The organism is Lysinibacillus sphaericus (assembly GCF_015844675.1).
In the GTDB taxonomy this organism is placed as follows: domain Bacteria; phylum Bacillota; class Bacilli; order Bacillales_A; family Planococcaceae; genus Lysinibacillus; species Lysinibacillus sphaericus_E.
Genome location: NZ_LDGC01000041.1, coordinates 34405 through 55171, shown reverse-complemented (window position 1 = coordinate 55171; position 20767 = coordinate 34405). Strand labels below are relative to the sequence as shown.

The window sequence follows — 20767 nt, the reverse complement described above, 5'->3', positions numbered from 1 at the left end:
CTTGGGGATCAGCACTAGAGGAACGAAGGCTAAAACCATTACATCCTGTGATAACGCCTTCGTGACCAACATCCTGTTGCTGCCGCTACGTTGCACTGCGCTTTCGCACAAAAAACATCTGTTGCCCCAAGCGGTTCATCGGACGCCCCCCAGAGGAAGCTTTGCTCTGTGCGAAAGCGTAGCGTCAGCAACAACAAATGTTTTAACTGTGCGAAAGCGTAGCGTCAGCAACAAAGCGCCCAGCCGCAACGGAAATCGACCCCGTACTATTGTGATGATCCTTATTTTTTATAAGAATCGTCAATATTTCTTCAATTATTTTATAGATCATGTGAAAATTCATATAATAAAAGGAATGAAAACGATTTCCTTTGCACTTCTAGGGGAAACAAATGTCCATCCTAGAAAGATTTTTCTTGTGAAATGTATGTATTTACGTTACAATCTTCATTAAGTTGAATTTTGAATTATTTGAATTTGTGTGTTTCACAGGCTGTATCTTCATTCAGAATATTTTTGTAGTGAGAGTGAAACACCATGACTAAATATCTGTCTGAAAACGAAGTGTTAAACACGGCAAACTGACCTGCTTTGTAAAGTCAGCGAACAATTCAAAATCTGTACGAATTAAGCTGAGACGAAATAAATATAATGAAACTGCGGAATGTAAGTTGGAGGGAATAACAGAAATGGCAACTATAAAGGCAGCTATATTAGGATTTGGAACGGTAGGTCAAGGAATTTACCATATATTAAACGAAAAGCGTGAAGAGCTTAAAAATAAATTAGGCATTGAGCTAGAAGTAGCAAAAATTTTAGTTACAGACGCCAGCCGTGAACGCGTACCAGGGACAGCACATTTAATGACAACTAGTATGGATGAAGTTTTAGCTGAACCAGGTATGCAGGTTGTTTTTGAGGCAATCGTGAATGAGGAGCCAGCATTTACTTACTTAAAGCGGGCTGTTGAACATAAATGTCATGTTATCACAGCTAATAAAGTAATGTTTGCAAAGCGAGGCATAGAGCTACAGGACCTTGCAAAAGCGAACGGTGTATTTGTGGGCTTTGAGGCAACAACCGCTGGTGGTGTTCCAGTTATTAAAACGATGAAAAACATTTTGCTTGTCAATGATGTTAGTCGTATTCAAGGTGTTTTAAATGGGACATCCAACTATATTTTAACGAAAATGCGTTCACAAGGCTGGTCGTTCGAAACTGCTTTAAAAGAGGCGCAAAACTTAGGCTATGCAGAGGCAGATCCATATAATGATATTTCGGGACAGGATGCCTTTAAAAAATTAATGATTTTAAGTGCTTTAGCATTTGGTGAACAACCAGATTGGGCTGACGTCGAGGTAGTTGGCATCGATAGTATTTCGGCAGAGCAAGTAAAAGAAGCGTGCGAAAAAGGCTTGCGTTACCGTCACGTTGCTGAAGTTGAGAAGCTAGCCGATGGGAAAGTGGTTGCAAAGGTTGGACCGCAATTAGTAGATAAAGAACATCCGCTTTATCCTGTTGATGACGTTAATAATGCAGTGGCGTTGGATACAAATTATATTGGTACTTTAACGCTAGTTGGACCCGGAGCAGGTATGTATCCAACGGCCAGTGTAATGGTAGAAGATTATGCCGAAATAATCGGTAAAAGAGCCGGGTTTGTCGTAACAATATAATAGATATGCCTATCATTCAACAATGCTCAACTTGTTTGAATGATAGGCATTTTTTTAATCCTCATCTTTAACATCAATATCCTCTGGAATAGGAGTATTTCGCCAAATTTCAATTTCCTCTTTAATACGATCTAACTGCTCAAAATAAGTACTAAACTGCCCGCTATTAATCAGTATTTGGTCCCCATCGTATACTGAACGAATACGGCCCTCGTAAACTAAGCGAAGTATTTGATCCTCTGGCATACCAAGGTCGATGGCTGTTTCTTCAATTGTTTTATACATAATTTCGCTCCTTTTGTTGTTTATATTATAACCTCCCGTTAAAAGAAAGCCTACTGTAGGTTAATAAATGAAAGAAAAAGGAAAATGGTAATTGTTTACTTTTTGATAAATCTGTATTATTAATGTTAATGGGCTGAGGGGACTATTATTAACAATGTCTTTTTTTCTAATTAATTCGTCTAACAGGTACAACTATTATTTTTTATTGGGGGACTTAGTTGATCCAAGCTGCTAATCAAACGCCCACAATCGGAACGGAAAGCAATTCATACATTTGGTGATGAGATTCATTAAAATCTTAAGAATTTCTTCATTTTTATAATAACTGGTTTTTAAGATTTAAAAGGTACACTATTTATTGAGAGTGAGGTGTATATCATGACGAAACTAACGGTTCTTGTTACAGATGATGATCAAGATATTCGTGATGGTATTGAAATCTATTTAAAAAATGAAGGCTACAATGTCATTAAAGCTGCTGACGGCTTAGAGGCAATTGAAAAATTAAAAAACAATGAAGTACATTTAATTATTTTAGATATTATGATGCCGAATATGGATGGAATTACAGCGACGTTTAAAATTAGGGAAGAGCGCAATATTCCAATTATTATGCTTAGTGCAAAGGCAGAGGATGGCGACAAAATTCATGGTCTATCTGTAGGTGCAGATGATTACGTTACAAAACCTTTTCATCCGTTAGAGCTATTGGCTCGTGTGAAATCTCAGCTGCGACGTTATGTACAACTTGGGACGTACAATGAAGGTGCAGCAAAGGTGGAAATCGACGGTCTTGTATTAGATGAAGATGCAAAGGAAGTCAACTTAGAAGGCGAGCCTGTTCGATTAACGCCAATCGAATATAAAATTACGGAATTACTAATGAAAAATGCAGGACGTGTATTTTCGATAGGAGAGATTTATGAGCGTGTATGGAATGAGGAAGCTTACAATGCAGAAAATATTGTGGCTGTACACATTCGAAAAATACGTGAAAAAATCGAAGCAGATCCGAAAAATCCACGTTATTTAAAGGTGGTGTGGGGCGTTGGCTATAAAATGGAAAAATAAAATAGAGCAGTATGTTACTATTGCAGGGTTTGTGGCAGGGGTTATTGGACTAATTTATTTTGGTGTGTATGCGTATCAGATAGTAACTGCCCACTCTCCGGGGATGTTACAATTGCTCGAGAGAATTTTTTAGAGAGGAGTTAAAAGTATGGTGAAAAAATGGAAGCCTCTTCTCGCTCTTATATGTTTAATCTGGGCAATATTCGGTGTTTTTACGTTCTCAAAAATCGGGTATCGATATATTGGGAAGTCTTATTTTCAATCTGAAAATTTACAACCTCAACTTGATAATTTTCAGTCGGAATTAGGACCATTAGTGTTAAATGTACCAACGGCTGAAGATTTAAAAAGTAAAATTGTAGTGACACAAAGCGAAATTGAGGAACACCGTAATCGCTATGGATCATTAGGAGAGCAGATAGGTAATATTAAAGCCCAATATGAGGCGCGCATTCAAGAAGCTGCTAATGTAAATGCAGCGGATTTAAAAACAAAGCTTGAGAAAGAGCGAGACGCCAAAATTAAAGATATTACGACTAATTTTGGGGATGACGAGCACGTTCGCAAAAAAATTCTCACTCAAAAGGAAGAGCTTGTTGATAAATATATAAATGCAGTACAAGAAGAAGCAAAGAGTTTTGTGAAAACTAATAATCATTGGTCTTATGAATTAACGAACACTGGAACAGGTGAAACATTTAGTTCGGGTAATGTTTCAGATAGTAGCGCTTTCAAAATAAAGTATACGGACCAACATCCATTAACGACTTCAAATATTAGTAGTGGTTATTTAAACGAGATTTTTTATCGAACGGATACTGTCTTGGATACAGAGGATCTTAGAGAAACCTTTGATTACACTGGCATAATATCCATTTCAAAAAAATCAGCACAAGCAGAACAAATCATGGTGGGATATAACAATTTTATAATCCATCAATACATTTTCTTCTTTATATGGTTAACGAGTATTGTGGCAGCTATTTTTGCATGGAAAGGACGCAAAGAAGTACTACAGATGATACAAGCTTTAAAGGGAAAAGAAGCTTTGGCAAAGATGAGAATTGATTACCCAATCGGATTATTATTAATAAGCGCATTTGTATATTTGGTAGCATCTCAAATTGCTTATGAATCGATTGTAGGTAATATGGATTCATATAATTATGTAAGATATGTAATGATTATTTTGTTTAAAATTTGTGTATTATTCATGGTTGCATTTCTGTTCTATGTACAGCTAATTTGGTTGTATGATCGAGTAAATACAGTACAGAAATTAGAAGAGAATTTAAAAACTAGTTATTTATGGTCTCTAGGTGAATCCATTACAGATTTATTTATAAATCGTTCCATTGCATTACATTCCATTGTGATGATTGGGGCAGCATTTTTCGGTGGTGGAAGCCTTGTCGCTTCGATGCTTAGAGGTGGTGGATTCCCCGTGTTAGTATTGGGCTTCTGTGCGATGATCGGTATTCCAGCCATGATTCTTTTCCTTTCTAGAATGGGCTACTTAAATCGAATTATGAAGGATACAAAAGACATGGCAAAAGGACGTTTACATCATGATGTAAAAGTAATGGGCAAATCACCACTTGCGAAGCATGCCGAAAATCTTAATCATTTAAGAGAAGGCGTCAACACGTCTATGCATGAGCAGGCAAAAAGTGAACGTTTAAAAACGGAGCTTATTACGAATGTTAGTCACGACTTACGCACGCCATTAACATCTATTATTACGTATACAGATTTACTGAAAAATCCTGATATTACAGAGGAAGAACGTAAGCAATACATTCATATCCTTGATAAAAAATCAGAACGTCTAAAATTACTAATCGAGGATCTTTTTGAAGTATCTAAAATGGCGAGTGGTAATATGGAGCTTCATCGCACTCGAGTTGATTTAACCCAGCTTGTACAACAGGCAGTAGGGGAGCATGAGGAAGATTTAGCTCAGGCGCATTTAGATTTACGCATGACAAAACCACATGAACCAATCTACGCGTATGTAGATGGGCAAAAATGGTGGAGACTAATCGATAATTTAATCGTTAATGTATTGAAATATGCATTAGAAGGCACACGAGTTTATGTAACATTGAAACGTACAGCAGAAGGTGATGCTGAATTCACAGTGAAAAATGTTGCAAAATACGAAATTAGCGAGAATGCCGATGAGTTATTCGAACGCTTTAAGCGAGCGGACGCCTCACGCCATACAGAAGGCTCAGGACTAGGTCTAGCCATCGCACAATCCATTGTAGATTTGCATGGTGCTCGCATGAGTATAGAAGTAGATGGAGATTTATTTAAAGTAATCGTTCGAATTCCAACAGCATAAACCAAAAACAGCGGCAATCATTTTGCCGCTGTTTTTGTTATGACGGTTCTATCCGTCGATATGGCACTTAGTTCCGTCGCTGGGGCGGATAAATCCGTCGATAAGGCGTATCATACCGTCGCTTTGAAGGGTATCCACAAATTTGGGTGTTCAATCCACAGCATTGGCGGCTCTATCCGTCGCTATGGCATATATATCCGTCGCTATGGCTCCTCGTTCCGTCGCTAGAGCCCAACATCCATCGATAAGGCCCACCATACCGTCGCTTTGAAGGGTATCCACAGATTTTGGTGTGTTCTATCCATCACTCCGGCTTTTCGTACCGTCGCTTCGGAGCATTCATCCGTCGTTACGCCGCATCTATCCGTCACATCAGCTCCTCGCTTTAAATTTTGCCAATTCTCTAGCACTACACTTTCAACCTACACACCATTCGTACCGGAATTTTATATTATTAAAGCGAAGCGGCTTCACCGGACGCCCCAGTCTAAACGAAAACCAACCCCACTGCCGAAGGGCCACACACATACCATTCACACAGTTATAACCCTAAATTCTTAGCAATAATTACTTTCATAACTTCGTTGGTACCTGCATAAATGGACATGACGGGAATGTCTCGATATCTTCTAGCAATCTTGTATTCTTCCATGTAACCGTAGCCACCGTGTAACTGCATACATTGGACAGCGAGCTCGCGTGCATTTTCCGTTATCCAGTATTTTGCCATTGAAACTTTTGTTACAACGTCATTTCCCGCGATATGTTCTTCTATTAAAGATTCTAAAAATGATTTGCCGAGTTCGATTTTTGTTGCCATTTCGGCTATTTTGAATTGCGTGTTTTGGAAGTCGCTAATTGATTTTCCGAAAGCTTCACGTGATTTTACATAATCAATTGTTAAAGCAAGCATGTCTTCAGCGGCCGTTTGTGCGGCGATGGCCACTGCTAAACGCTCTTGCTGTAGCTTTTCCATCATATAGATAAAGCCTTTACCTTCTTCACCAAGGAGGTTTTCTACAGGGACGCGACAATCCTCGAAATATAGCTCGGCTGTGTCTTGCGCGTGCATGCCAACTTTTTCGAGCTTGCGACCTTTCGTGAAGCCTGGTGTCCCGTCCTCAATGACAAGGAGGCTAATGCCACGATGTTTTTTTTCTGCCTGAGGATTTGTTTTTACAGCAACGACTGCTAAATTTGTATGAATACCGTTTGTAATAAATGTTTTTTGTCCGTTCACGATATAGTGATCGCCATCACGAACGGCAGTTGTTTGGATGTTTGCCAAATCTGAACCTGTACCTGGCTCTGTCATAGCAATGGCCGTAATATTTTCGCCTGTAACACATTTTGGTAGCCAGCGTGATTTTTGCTCATTTGAGCCGTATGCCTCGATATAAGGCACGACGATATCGTTATGCAGACCAACGCCAATAAGGCTTGAACCTACACGCTCTAACTCTTCTTGAATAATAACGCCAAAACTAAAATCGAGCCCGAGACCGCCATATTGCTCTTCTACTTGAGGGCATAGATAGCCCATTTCCCCAAGCTTACGCCAAAATTCAAGTGGAATAAGATGATCTTTTTCCCATTGAGGATAGTGTGGCTCGGCTTCCTCTGCTAAAAACTTACGTAAAGTTTTACGGAATAACTCATGCTCCGTTGATTCAAATTTATATTTTGTCATATGAACAACACCCCTTTTTGCTCGTACATGCATAAATGTCCTCTTGCAACTATTATGTTACCGAAATATTCAGAAAAATTAAAGTGTATTATTTATAGTTTTTTAGGATACCTAGATGACAATATTGTAACTTTCCTAATTAGATTGTCATGTAAATCATACGATTAAATTATATAGAAGATGTACACTTGCTATAATGATAGTTGCCCTTTACCCTTACTTTCTAGAAGAGAATGCTATAATCAACTAAGACTATATGAGAAAGTAGGGAACTAAAATATGCCTAAAGTAATTGGTGGAATTCTTTTAATAAGTATATATAGTGGTTTAACTTTTTACTTAGGGTGGGGATTAAAACAGTGGCTTGTGGCGATGGGGTGGTTCCGCTATCCGATTTTATATTGGTTAGTGCTGTATATCATTGCGTTTAGTATTATTATTAGTAGATTGCATGAGTCTTTGCGAATGTTTTCGATCATCAGTAATTATTGGATGTTTATTTTTGAATATGGATTATTGCTTTGCTTAGTAGCACACTTGATTATTTGGCTAAGTCCCTTTAGCAGTGTAAAGATAGTTGGTAGTATAGCGATTGCTATGTTGTTTGTATTAGGTGTTGTGGGCACCTATTTAGCGTATTCACCTGTTGTCCGTCATGTAGACATAACGATGGATAAAAAGAGTAGTGAACTAGAATCGATGAGAGTTGTAGTTGCATCAGATTTTCATTTAGGAGTTCTATCAAATAAAAGTCATTTACAGCGCTTCGTTACTTTATCGAATGAAGCAAATCCAGATATTGTCTTTTTAGCAGGAGATATTGTGGATGATGATCCTAAATGGTTTGTTAAAGAGGGAATGGCAGATGTGATGAAGCAATTATCATCTACATATGGCGTGTATGGTGTACTTGGCAATCACGAGTATTATGGCAAGAAAATCCCTGAGTTTATTGATGAGATGGAAAACGCAAATGTAAAAATTTTGTGTGACGAAACCATTAGAATCGATAATGTGTTAGTATTAACGGGTCAAGAAGATATTACAAACAAAGATAGAAAGCAACTAGATGCATTGAAGACAACTGATGATTTACCTTGGTTTGTCATGAATCATACCCCGAATGATTTAAGTACGCCTACAAAACTAGGCGTAGACTTCCATATGTCAGGTCATACACATAAGGGTCAACTATGGCCCAATCAGTATATTACTGCTCGTGTATTTGAGCTTGATTATGGTTATAAGTTGAGGGAGAAAATGCATACACTTGTTTCATCAGGTTTTGGCTTTTGGGGTCCTCCAATGCGACTAGGCAGCCGCTCTGAACTATGGGTTGTGGATATAAACTTTCGTTAAAAGGTGAACTGGACACTCGGAAATCAACCCCACGCTATGGTAATGAGCTCATAGTATATTTTATAATATGTTTGTATTTAATTAACAAAAGGTAAGGTGACAATGTGGATATCATTGAATTATTAAAGGCGCTTATTTTAGGCTTTGTCGAGGGAATGACAGAGTTTGCACCAGTGTCGTCGACAGGTCATATGATTATTGTGGACGATATGTGGTTAAAGACAGAGGAGTTTTTAGGGAAGTATCCCGCCAATACATTTAAAATCGTTGTACAGTTAGGCTCTATTTTAGCCGTAATCGTTGTTATGTGGAAACGAATGTTAAATTTAGTGGGACTTTATAAAATTGAAGGCCAATCGAACTCAGTGAAAGGTCACTTCAATTTAGCACATGTTATTGTGGGTATGTTGCCAGCAACTATTATTGGCTTTGCGGCTAAAGATTTTATCGATGATCATTTATTTAAAGTAGAGCATGTTATTTATGCTTTGGTAGCTGGGGCAATTTTAATGATTATTGCAGATAAATTTGCAACGAAAAAACCAAGCGTTGATTCTCTAGATAAAATTTCTTATGGTTTAGCATTTAAAGTAGGGTTAGTACAATGTTTATCACTGTGGCCAGGGTTCTCTCGTTCGGGTGCAACAATATCGGGTGGTGTTCTATTTGGGATGAGTCACCGCGTGGCGGCAGACTTTACTTTCATTATGGCAGTACCGATTATGGCTGGTGCTAGTCTAGTGTCTGTACTGAAAAACTGGGATACGCTATCTATGGATTATATCGGGTTCTATGTAGTGGGCTTCACTAGCTCATTTATCTTTGCTTTATTATCTATTAAATTCTTCTTAGCGCTTATTTCAAAAGTGAAATTAATGCCATTTGCTATTTATCGTTTAGTATTGGCTGCTGTGCTAGCTGTTATTATCTTTATGTAATGAATAAAGTCACTCTTCTATTAAAGAAGGAGTGGCTTTTTTTAGCGATTTTAATCCGTTCTAAGAAAAATGGTATGGTTATTAAGTATTGTTTGTAAGGTTAGTAGATTAATGCTTTTTACAAAAATAGATATTTTCTACCTATTTATTGTCATTTCAGTTGTCTAGACAGTATAATTAATTTTAGAATTATTTGTTTTTATTTTTAGTAGAATAGACATAGGTGCGATGGGGTGTAGAAGTTGTTTCGTATTGGAAGTAAACCTAAGAAAAATACAATTGAAATTAGTGAAGAATCAAGTATAGGAGTTATTATTCAAGATCAGGAACGTTTACAACAGTTAAATCTAGTAAATTTGACGAAAGAAGATTTGCAATTAATTAGAAGTTTAAAGCCATTTGTTGAACAGAATGTCACAGAGGTGGTAGCTGCATTTTATCAGGCAATTGAAAGTGTGCCAGACTTACGTGAAGTTATTGAAAAGTACAGTTCTAGTGAGCGTTTACGCCAAACTTTACGCCTTCATATTATAGAAATGTTCGAAGGGTGTATAGACGATGCATTTTTGGAGAAGAGAAGACGGGTCGCAAAAATGCATGTAAAGATTAACTTGTATCCTAAGTGGTATTTAGCAGCCTTTCAAAACCTTGAAAAATTGTTAAGAAAGATTGTATATACGCTTCAATTAACGAGGGATGAAGAAGAAAACTTTTGCGAGGCGATTAGTAAAATATGTAACTTTGAACAACAGATTGTCCTAGAGGAATATGATCATTATGCTAAGGCATTAATGGAACAACAACAGGATAGCGTTCGAGTGCATGTGAAGGAAGTTATAGGGGGGATATCTACGCAGCTAGATACTCAATCTTATAGCACGAATGAAACAGTGACTGAACTTGTTGGTAACGCTAAGGAATTAAATGAATACTTGAAGGACAGTATCGACGAGGCAAAAACAATGCAAAAGGTATCGTCTGAAGGTTATTCAAAAATAGTCCGAATCAATGAGCAAACAGGGGAGATTCATCATAAAACAGTTGAAATGTCGGCTATGGTGGAGCGATTAAATCACTCTTCCTCTAAAATTAATGCTGTTATTGAAATAGTGAAAAGGATTTCTGACCAAACAAATTTACTTGCGTTAAATTCAGCTATCGAGGCTGCACGTGCAGGGGAGCACGGAAAAGGTTTTGCTGTCGTGGCAAGTGAGGTTCGTAAGCTTGCAGACCAGACGAAAAGTTCGGTTGAACAAATTGGTGACCTAATCACAATGTCGAATGGCATTACAAAACATGTTGTTCAAGCTATTCATGAAATCCAAGAGCTGGTGAACGATAGTATTGAGCAAAACTCGGATTCTTTAAAAGCATTTGATGCCATTTCTGGTTCGGTAAACGGTTCTATCTCAAACTTCCAAAACGTCGGACTAAAAATAACAGAATTGGCGGAAATTATAGAAACCATTGGAGAATCATCCGAGGAATTAAAACAAGTTGCCAATCGTTTAGATACAACAATTAGAGAATTTTAACGACTATGCATAAAGCTATGCATAGTTTTTTTTGATTATTACCATAGTGATGAACAACACTTTTAAATAAATGCATTCACCATAACCTCGGATAGCCCCGTCAGATCGACGGATGAAAGAGCCAAAGTGACGGAATGAAAAGCCGAAGCGACGGATAATAACCAGAGCGACGGAAGGATAGGCCGTAACGACGGATAGAACTGTCGAAGCCATATATAAAAACAAAACCGTGGATAGAACTACATAATGGACAAAATCACTTTTCTGAAGGAAGAAATACCAAATAGGCGGATGAAGTTTGGAAAGTGATAAAAAAGGAATAGTGTCATAAATGCAAAAATAAGAAATCCCTAGAAAATGAGCGTTCTAAGTGTTACGCTATAGGCGAATTGAGTAGAGAGGTGTTCGAAATATGAAAAAGAAATTATTTATTACACGTAAGTTTCCGCCACATATAGTTGAACCGTTAAAAGAGTTTTATGATATTAAACAATGGGAGGAGGAGGAAATTGTTATTCCGCGAGAAAAGCTATTGGCAGCTGTCGCAGATTGTGAAGCACTGTGGGTAACGCTTGCTGATCAAGTCGATGAAGAGCTATTAGTACACGCACCACATTTAAAGCTTGTTACAAATTTAGCAGTTGGATTTAATAACATTGATATTAAAGCTTTGCGTAAGCGCGGAATAATGGCGACAAATACGCCAGGAGTTTTAACAAATACGACGGCTGATTTTGTAATGGGATTATTGCTTGCAACGGCTCGTAGAATTCCAGAAAGCGATCGATATTTGCGTGAGGGTAAATGGAAAAGCTGGTATCCGATGCAATTAGTAGGCAAAGATGTTTCAGGGTCCACTATAGGAATTATTGGAATGGGACGTATTGGTCAAGCTGTTGCAAGACGCGCAAAAGGTTTTGATATGAAAATTTTATACAACAATCGTAGACGTCGCCATGAGGCAGAGGAAATGTACGGCTTTCAATATGTATCGTTAGAGGATCTTTTAAAACAATCGGATTTTGTTGTGATTATGACACCTTTTAACGATGATACAGTAGGACTTATAGGAGCAGAGGAACTTGCTTTAATGAAGGATGACGCGGTATTAATTAATGCGTCACGTGGTGGCATTATCGATGAGAACGCACTTTATGAGACGTTAACAAGTGGTAAGCTTTGGGCTGCAGGGCTAGATGTTTTTGAGCAAGAGCCTATTGCGTTGGATCATCCATTGTTGACGCTTCCTAATGTTGTAGCACTCCCGCATATTGGTAGCGCCTCGCTTCAAACTAGAACGGCTATGCTGATGCTGAACGTTAAAGCACTTACTGCTTACGGACAGGGCCAAACTCCATCGAATCGAATAGATTAATGTAATGAAGAAAGGAGCACATCTAATTGCGATGTGCTCCTTTCATGTTGTTAAGTATGGCTCTTTGCAAAATGAGTGGTTAATTTCTGGTCCGACTGAGCGCTTTGATGCTGCCGCTTCGCTTTCGCACAGTTAAAACATTTGTTGCCGCCGCTTCGCTTTCGCACAGTTAAAACATTTGTTGCTGCCGCTTCGCTTTCGCGCAGAGCAGAGCTTCCTGGGGGCGTCCGATGAGCCGCTTCGCTCAAGGGTCTCGGGCCAACACGATGTTGGTCACGAAGGAGTCGCTCAGTCTCCACTTCAATCAAGGTGAGTAGCCAGCCATAGCCTACACTGTATAAAATTTATAAAAATTCTACGTTCCTTTAATGTTTCTTCTACTGTATTTCTAAATAGCCTCTATTATTTATTAAACATATCAAATAAACCGCCGATGCCACCTTCGCCTTTAGATTGACCGCCACCGCCTTGTGAAATTGGCGCTGCAGCGAAGACGCGGCTTGCTAATCGGCTAAATGGTAAGGATTGAATCCATACTTTACCCGGCCCCTTTAACGTAGCGAAGAAGATACCTTCACCACCGAACAATGCTGTTTTTACGCCCCCAACCATCTCGATATCGTATTGTACATCAGATGTCATGGCTACTAAACAGCCTGTATCAACACGCAATACTTCGCCATGCTGTAACACCTTTTCGTGAATAGCGCCACCTGCGTGTACAAAAGCCATGCCGTCTCCTTCAAGCTTTTGCATAATGAAGCCTTCACCACCGAAGAAGCCAACGCCGATTTTCTTTTGGAATTCAACGCCAACTGAAACTCCTTTTGCAGCAGCTAAAAAAGCATCCTTTTGACAAATAATTTTCCCGTTTAATTGACTTAGATCCATTGGAATAATCTTACCTGGGTATGGAGAAGCAAAATAAACGTGACGTTTACCTGAACCAACGTTTGTAAATGTTGTCATAAATAAACTTTCACCAGTAATTAGGCGTTTTCCAGCTCCAAATAATTTACCCATAAGACCACTATCTTGGCTTCCTCTTGAACCATCGCCAAAGATTGTTTCCATATGGATAGCATCATCCATCATCATTAAAGCACCAGCTTCAGCTACTACTGTTTCTTGCGGGTCAAGCTCGACTTGCACATATTGCATATCGTCGCCATATAATTTGTAGTCAATTTCGTGATTATTCATAATGGGATTCCTCCAAAATTCAATTTAGTATTATATACGATTATATGTTATGTAAGTTTCAATGAATAATTAATTATTTAAGAAAAAAAAGGAATAAGATAGAAAATGTCGAATATAAAAAACTAGTATGAGTATTTTTTATTTTCGCTTAGCTGAAAATTTGTGATTGTTTTTCCAATGATCACAAAAGATTTTCAACGGTAACTTAGCTAAAAGGAAATAAAAACTCTGGTGATTGTCACCAATATCATTGTACCAAAAGCATGCTTAACAGATTGTTATATATTAAAGATTCGGAATATTGACATATTTGATTCTGCATAGAGATTAATAGATGACAGCTGTCTAAAAGCAATGCGACTGGTAACGATGATATAGAGGCAACATAGATACTTCAGGGGGTGTTTGTAGTGGAAATCAAAAACTATATCGGTGGTAAGTGGGAAACATATTCCCATTTACAAAGTATAGTAGTGACCAACCCTGCAAATGGGGAGCAACTAGCTACGATTCCGCGCTCTACGGCAAGTGAGGTAGATGAAGCGGTAGCGGTTGCAAAACAGGCACAAAAAAGCTGGGCATTAGTACCTGCGCCTAAACGTGCTGACTATTTATATGCCATCGGTCAAAAAATGAAGGAGAAGAAGGAGCATTTAGCGACCGTTTTAACAAAAGAGATGGGAAAGGTTATTGAAGAAGCTAGAGGTGAAGTACAGGAAGGGATCGATATGGCCTATTATATGGCTGGTGAAGGGCGACGGTTATTTGGGGAGACAACACCGTCTGAGCTAGCTAATAAATTTGCCATGAGTGTACGGGCACCTATTGGCGTTGTAGCTTTAATAACTCCGTGGAATTTCCCTGTAGCGATTGCTACTTGGAAGTCGTTCCCGGCGATTGTTGCTGGCAATACGTTCATTTGGAAGCCTTCGAATGAAACACCGATGATGGCGTATGAAATGGGTAAAATTTTTGAAGAAGTTGGCTTACCAGACGGAGTAGCAAACATCGTCTTTGGTACAGGGCCAACAGTTGGAACAGCATTAATTGAGCATCCAGACGTTAAGGTCATTTCATTTACTGGCTCTACAACAACAGGAAGTAAAGTAGCGGAGCTAGGTGGTAAACACCTGAAGAAAATTTCATTAGAGATGGGCGGAAAAAATGCAGTAATCGTGATGGATGATGCCGATCTACAGCTAGCGACTGAAGGAATCCTATGGAGTGCATTTGGAACCGCTGGTCAAAGGTGTACAGCATGTAGTCGCGTGATCGTGCATAAAGATGTAAGAGAGGAACTAGAAAAACGTCTATTAGACGAAATGCATAAGCTAACAATTGGTGACGGTCTAGATGAAAGTGTGAAAATCGGGCCTGTCATTAACAAAGCTGCATTGGAAAAGATTAACCACTATGTGCAAATCGGTAAACAGGAAGGGGCAACTTTGTTAGCTGGAGGTAGAATTTTAGCTGAGCCTCCTTATGAAAAAGGGTTTTATTATGAGCCTACACTATTTACCAATGTGAAGCCTGACATGATTATTGCACAGGAAGAAATCTTTGGTCCGGTCGTTTCTCTTATTGAAGTAGCAAGTTTGGAAGAAGCAATCGAAGTAAACAATGGCGTAAAATTTGGCTTATCCAGTTCAATTTTTTCACAAGATGTGAATACGATTTTCCGCGCACAACGAGATTTAGATACAGGTATTGTTTATGTGAATGCTGGCACAACAGGTGCTGAAATCCATTTACCATTTGGTGGGACAAAGGGTACGGGGAATGGTCACCGTGACTCGGGTGTAGCTGCCTTGGATGTCTATACAGAATGGAAAAGTATTTATGTAGACTATAGCGGGAAATTACAAAGAGCACAAATCGATACAGAATAACAGATCAATGAAAGGGGATGTTCTTGATGAAAGTTGTTGTATTAGGTGCAGGATTAATGGGTAAAGAGGTAGCTCGCGATTTAATAAAAAATAGCAAAGTGGAATGTGTATTTTTAGGGGATATTGATGTAAAAATAGCGCAGGACTTTGTAGACTCGTTAAACACAGATAAAATTCAGGTTGTAGAGCTTCATGCTGAGCGCGATGACTCGTTAATGGAGGTTATTTCAAAAGGTGATGTAGTTGTTAATGCATTATTTTATGCCTTTAATGAGCGTGTAGCAAGAGCAGCTATCGCGGCGGGTGTTCATTCTGTGGATTTAGGTGGTCATATTGGCGGTGTCACAGAAAAAATATTAAATCTCGACGAAGAGGCAAAAGCAAAAGGTGTAACTATTATTCCGGATTTGGGTGTTGCTCCGGGTATGGTCAACATTTTAGCGGGTTACGGTGCTTCGAAATTAGATGAGGTAGAATCTATTAAACTATTTGTAGGCGGTATTCCTACAGAGCCGAAGCCACCTCTTCACTATACACGCGTATTTTCTTTAGATGGTGTCTTTGATCATTATACAGAGCCATCAAAAGTGATTCTAAAAGGTAAACTTCAAGAAGTTCCATCGTTATCAGGCGTTGAACCTATTTATTTCAAAGATTTTGGTGTGCTTGAGGCATTTTATACATCTGGCGGTATTTCGACGTTGGATAAGTCATTCCCAAATGTCCAAACATTAGAATATAAAACAATTCGTTATAAAGGACATGCAGAGAAATTTAAGCTATTAGCCGATTTAGGATTCCTTGATGCTAGTAATAAGGTAGAGGTAGAAAATCAGGAGGTTTCTGTACGTCCAGTTGTTCGTGAGGCACTTAAAAAGAAACTTGAGCTTGGTACAAAACCAGATGCCGTGCTATTGCGTGTCATTGTAGCGGGTGAAAAGGCACAGCAACAAGTGACGTATGAGTACGAAATGGTTGTAACTAAAGATATGACGATTAATGAAACAGCTATGGCTCGCTCTACAGCCAATACAATCTCTGTTGTTGCTCAAATGATTGGAGAAAATAAAATTACAGAGCGCGGTGTATTTGCACCTGAATCAATTGTACCGGGCGACATTTATATTGAAGAAATGGCTAAACGTGGTGTAGTTATTAAGGAAACGTCTCATACGTCTGCAATGATAGTGAAATGGTAGGTGCTCGGCTGCTGGCGCTGTTGGTCTCATTCAAGCGTGTCTCGAGGTGAGTGTGAAATACTGTCATGAACGCGAAACATTTGGAAAGCCTATCGGTGAGCACCAGCTAGTAGGGCAAATGGTTGCCAAAATGGAAGCGGGCTATCAAATGAGCCGCTTGCTTTTCTATCGTGTTGGAGAATTAAAAAACAAAGGTGTACGTAATACGCGAGAGACGTCATTAGCAAAATGGCAGGCTTGTGATTTTGCCAATAAAGCAGCGGATGATGCCGTGCAAATTTAAGGAGCATATGGTTATTCGGATGAATATCCAGTCGCCCGTTATTTGCGTAATTCGAAAGCACCCGTTATTTATGAAGGCACGAGGGAGATTCATACAATTATGCAGGCGGACTATGTATTAGGAACACGCCAAGATAAGCCATTAGCGAAAATGCTACCGAAATGGCCATTTGAAGAGTAAGCGTTTTATTAAATATTAAACATAAAAAAGAATCCGAATTTCGGGTTCTTTTTTTATGTTTAAGCAAAATATTCCATTTAGTTACAATTGTACCGGTTTTTATGTTTTAATTGTGTCTTGACGTTCAAATTATACTAGGAAATATTGTTATAATATAACATTTAATATTGCTTTGCTCACATAATATGGTATTTTTAAAAAGGTAATATAGTTCAAAATAATCAACGTATTACCGATTTATAAATGTAGTACCATAGGAGGATTTTTTATGAAGAAAAAATTAAAACTAAATCAAGTGTTACTTGGAGTAAGTACAATGGCACTGTCGTTCGGAGCGTTACAAGCAGAAGCATCAGCAGCAGAAAAAACGCCTTATAATGTATTACAAATGAAGCCTGCCGGCATAGTGACTTTGAATGATGAAGTTACACATTCTACAACGGCTGATGAAACATTGTCATTTGAAAAACGGTTGGAAATTGGCGATTTTTCGGAACACCCAGCTCCAACTATAAAGCTTGCTGAAACGAAGCAATTGCAAGAACAGTACTCGACGGCAGAGCTTACTAAAATGAGCGATAGTGAGTTAATTGACACGCTAGGAAATATTCATTGGTATCAAATTACAGACCTATTCCAGTTCAATGAGGAAACAAAAGCCTTTTATCAAAATAAAGAGCTCATGCAAGTGATCATCGATGAATTAGGGAAAAGAGGAAGTTCTTTTACGAAAGATGATTCAAAAGGTATTGAAACATTTGTTGAGGTATTGCGTTCTGCTTTTTATTTAGGATTTTATAATAAGGAACTAAGTTATTTAAACGAGAGAAGTTTCCAGGATAAGTGTTTACCAGCATTAAAAGAAATAGCTAATAATCCGAACTTTAAACTTGGTACAGGTGAACAAGATAAAGTGATATCCGCCTACGGGAAATTAATCGGTAATGCTTCTAGTGATGCGGAAACAGTTCAAAATGTTACGAAGATTTTAAAACAGTATAATGAAAATCTCTCTGCATATGAACGCGATTCTTTAAAAGGACAAGCTATATATGATTTAATACATGGGATAGATTTTGACTTGCAGTCGTATTTGCATGATGAACGTAAAGAAGCTAATACGTCGATATGGTATGGAAAGATTGATGGTTTTATAAATGAAGTGAATAAAATTGCCCTTTTACATAATGTGACAGATAACAATAGTTGGTTAATTAATAATGGTATTTATTATGCAGGGCGTTTAGGAATATTCCATAGTAATCCGGATATAGGTTTAGAAGTTGTTACACAAGCGATGCATATGTATCCATATTTAAGTGAGGCTTACTTTGTAGCAGTAGAGCAACTTACTACAAATTATGGTGGAAAAGACTATAGTGGAAATGCAGTAGATTTAGAGAAAATGCGTGAAGAGGGCAAGAAGCAGTATTTACCGAAAACATATACATTTGATAATGGATCGATTGTCTTTAAGACGGGAGCTAACGTAACAGATGACAAGATTCAAAGATTATACTGGGCTGCAAAAGAAGTAAAAGCACAATATCACCGTGTCATTGGGAATGATAAAGCACTAGAGCCAGGCAATGCTGACGATGTATTAACAGTTGTCATTTATGACTCTCCAGATCAATATCGATTAAACCGTCAATTGTACGGCTATGAAACTAATAATGGCGGTATCTATATTGAAGAGAAGGGAACGTTCTTTACATATGAACGTACGCCGGAGCAAAGTATTTATAGTTTAGAAGAGTTGTTCCGCCATGAATTCACACATTATTTACAAGGAAGATACGAGGTTCCTGGTTTATTCGGGACAGGTGATATGTATCAAAACGAACGACTAACATGGTTCCAAGAAGGAAATGCAGAATTCTTTGCAGGATCAACACGTACAAATGATGTTGTCCCACGTAATAGTATTATTAGTGGATTGTCATCTGACCCATCTCAACGCTATACAGCTAAACAGACCTTGTTTGCAAAATATGGATCATGGGATTTTTATAACTATTCATTTGCACTACAGTCTTATATGTATACTCATCAATTTGAGACATTTGATAGAATTCAAGATTTAATTCGTGCGAACGATGTGACAAATTATGATGCGTACCGTGACTCTTTAAGTAAAGATTCACAACTGAATACGGAATACCAAGCCTATATGCAGCAATTGATTGATAATCAAGAAAAATACGAGGTGCCACAAGTAGCAGAAGATTATTTAGTGGAACATACACCAAAAGCGTTAAGCGAAGTGGAGCAAGAAATTGCCGAAGTTGCTAACGTAAAAGATGTAAAAATGACAAAACATAAGTCTCAATTCTTTAATACATTTACACTCGAAGGTACGTATGTAGGTAGTGAAACACAAGGTGAATCTAACGATTGGAAAACGATGAGTAAGCAAGTGAACCAAGTACTGGAACAGCTGTCGCAAAAAGAGTGGAGCGGCTATAAAACAGTGACTGCGTATTTCGTCAACTACCGTGTAAATGCAGCAAACCAATTTGAATATGATATTGTTTTCCATGGCGTTGCGACGGATGAAGAAGATCAACAAGCGCCTATTGTAAATATCAATGGTCCATATGCTGGAGTCGAAAATGAAGAAATCCAGTTCAAGAGCGATGGTTCAAAAGATAAGGATGGAAAAATCGTTTCTTACCTTTGGGATTTTGGTGATGGCAAAACGAGTGACGAGGCAAACCCTACTCATGTATACGAAAAAGATGGCACATATAATGTGACATTAACAGTGAAAAATGATAAGGGAATAGAAAGTAAAGATCGTACAATTGTATCTGTACGGAAGGGCGCACAAACAGAGAAACCTCATCCAGAAGAAGCGAAGGTCATTCCATTTAATACGCCTCTAAAAGGTGATTTGGTTGGTGATGATGATACGGATGTATACACATTCGATGTTACAGCTGCAGAAGATATCGATATTTCTGTCTTAAATGAAAATCAAATTGGCATGACATGGGTGCTTTATCATGAGTCTGATAAGCAAAATTATGTAGCATATGGGCAGGAAGATGGAAATAGTATAAAAGGTAAACTTCATGCGGAACCAGGAAAGTATCATCTATATATTTATAAAGTTGATAATGAAAACGGGACATATACAGTAAATGTACAAAATAGTGCACAAACAGAGCTAGAACCAAATAATCGTCCAGAAGAAGCGAATATGATTCCATTTAATAAGTCTTTAAAAGGTAGCTTGATGGGTGATGATCATACGGATGTATACACATTTGATGTTACGTCTCCAAAAGAAATCGATATTTCTGTCCTGAATGAAAATCAAATTGGCATGACATGGGTGCTTTGTCATGAGTCTGATATGCGAAATTACGTAGCATATGGACAAGAAGATGGAAATAGTATAAAAGGTAAATATAATGCGAAACCAGGCAAATATTATTTATACATTTATAAATTTGATAATGAAAATGGTTCATATTCGGTAACAGTACAATAGTAGAAGCTAATTTGAAAACGAGAGGGATTAACGACCTCTCGTTTTTTACCGATAAAAATTTCAGAATAATGTAACTCTTTCGCTCTTAAGTAGTCTAAATAATAAACAACTTTTATCTTCATTCAGTAGAAGACGTGTATCTCTGAAGAGGTGAGTCGAATCAGGATGTGATTCGTTTTTGGTGGGTGTCCAAACACCTACTGAATGAAGATAAAGCCTCCGGCGGATGTCATGGATT

The 20767-nt window shown here is 38.2% G+C and carries 13 protein-coding genes and 1 pseudogene; 11 read left to right on the top strand and 3 right to left on the bottom strand.

What is annotated here, in order from left to right:
* Positions 1-689 precede the first annotated feature (689 nt).
* A complete protein-coding gene (locus tag ABE34_RS12220) occupies positions 690-1676 on the top strand; it encodes a homoserine dehydrogenase (protein ID WP_197142846.1) in 987 nt (328 codons plus the stop codon).
* A gap of 54 nt (positions 1677-1730) precedes the next feature.
* Here the strand turns inward: ABE34_RS12220 and ABE34_RS12215 are convergent, their stop codons facing one another.
* Complete coding sequence (locus tag ABE34_RS12215; RefSeq protein ID WP_197142845.1) at positions 1731-1961, bottom strand: DNA-binding protein; 231 nt, start codon at positions 1959-1961, stop codon at positions 1731-1733.
* Positions 1962-2339: 378 nt separating this feature from the next.
* Here ABE34_RS12215 and ABE34_RS12210 point away from each other — a divergent pair, with 378 nt between their 5' ends.
* Both ABE34_RS12210 and ABE34_RS12205 read left to right on the top strand, forming a co-directional pair.
* Positions 2340-3032 (top strand): response regulator transcription factor, encoded by a 693-nt coding sequence (locus ABE34_RS12210; protein WP_197142844.1) that lies wholly within the window; start codon positions 2340-2342, stop codon positions 3030-3032.
* Between the two features lie 148 nt (positions 3033-3180).
* Positions 3181-5379 (top strand): sensor histidine kinase, encoded by a 2199-nt coding sequence (locus ABE34_RS12205; protein WP_197142843.1) that lies wholly within the window; start codon positions 3181-3183, stop codon positions 5377-5379.
* Positions 5380-5920: 541 nt separating this feature from the next.
* Here the strand turns inward: ABE34_RS12205 and ABE34_RS12200 are convergent.
* Positions 5921-7069: an acyl-CoA dehydrogenase family protein gene (locus ABE34_RS12200; protein WP_197142842.1), complete on the bottom strand. Its 1149-nt coding sequence runs from the start codon at positions 7067-7069 to the stop codon at positions 5921-5923.
* Positions 7070-7348: 279 nt separating this feature from the next.
* Here ABE34_RS12200 and ABE34_RS12195 point away from each other — a divergent pair, with 279 nt between their 5' ends.
* The 4 genes from ABE34_RS12195 to ABE34_RS12180 all read left to right on the top strand — a co-directional run bounded on the left by ABE34_RS12195 (position 7349) and on the right by ABE34_RS12180 (position 12276).
* Positions 7349-8428 (top strand): metallophosphoesterase, encoded by a 1080-nt coding sequence (locus tag ABE34_RS12195; protein WP_197142841.1) that lies wholly within the window; start codon positions 7349-7351, stop codon positions 8426-8428.
* A 104-nt stretch (positions 8429-8532) separates the two neighbouring features.
* On the top strand, positions 8533-9366 hold the full coding sequence (locus tag ABE34_RS12190; protein ID WP_197142840.1) for an undecaprenyl-diphosphate phosphatase: 834 nt from the start codon (positions 8533-8535) through the stop codon (positions 9364-9366).
* 242 nt (positions 9367-9608) lie between these two features.
* Positions 9609-10901 (top strand): globin-coupled sensor protein, encoded by a 1293-nt coding sequence (locus ABE34_RS12185; protein WP_197142839.1) that lies wholly within the window; start codon positions 9609-9611, stop codon positions 10899-10901.
* Between the two features lie 412 nt (positions 10902-11313).
* Positions 11314-12276, top strand: coding sequence for a 2-hydroxyacid dehydrogenase (locus tag ABE34_RS12180; protein ID WP_197142838.1), 963 nt, complete (start codon positions 11314-11316; stop codon positions 12274-12276).
* A gap of 402 nt (positions 12277-12678) precedes the next feature.
* Here the strand turns inward: ABE34_RS12180 and ABE34_RS12175 are convergent, their stop codons facing one another.
* A complete protein-coding gene (locus ABE34_RS12175; RefSeq protein WP_197142837.1) occupies positions 12679-13479 on the bottom strand; it encodes a TIGR00266 family protein in 801 nt (266 codons plus the stop codon).
* Positions 13480-13889: 410 nt separating this feature from the next.
* Between ABE34_RS12175 and ABE34_RS12170 the strand changes: the two genes are divergently transcribed.
* The 4 genes and pseudogenes from ABE34_RS12170 (at position 13890) to ABE34_RS12155 (ending at position 20529) form a co-directional block, all read left to right on the top strand.
* On the top strand, positions 13890-15368 hold the full coding sequence (locus ABE34_RS12170) for an aldehyde dehydrogenase family protein (protein WP_197142836.1): 1479 nt from the start codon (positions 13890-13892) through the stop codon (positions 15366-15368).
* A 26-nt stretch (positions 15369-15394) separates the two neighbouring features.
* Positions 15395-16567, top strand: coding sequence for a saccharopine dehydrogenase family protein (locus ABE34_RS12165; protein ID WP_197142835.1), 1173 nt, complete (start codon positions 15395-15397; stop codon positions 16565-16567).
* Positions 16560-17030, top strand: a pseudogene (locus ABE34_RS12160) (acyl-CoA dehydrogenase family protein); the annotation flags it as partial. The gene ABE34_RS12165 and the pseudogene ABE34_RS12160, both read left to right, overlap by 8 nt.
* Before the next feature lie 268 nt (positions 17031-17298).
* Positions 17299-20529: a collagenase gene (locus tag ABE34_RS12155; RefSeq protein WP_197142834.1), complete on the top strand. Its 3231-nt coding sequence runs from the start codon at positions 17299-17301 to the stop codon at positions 20527-20529.
* Positions 20530-20767: the final 238 nt, after the last annotated feature.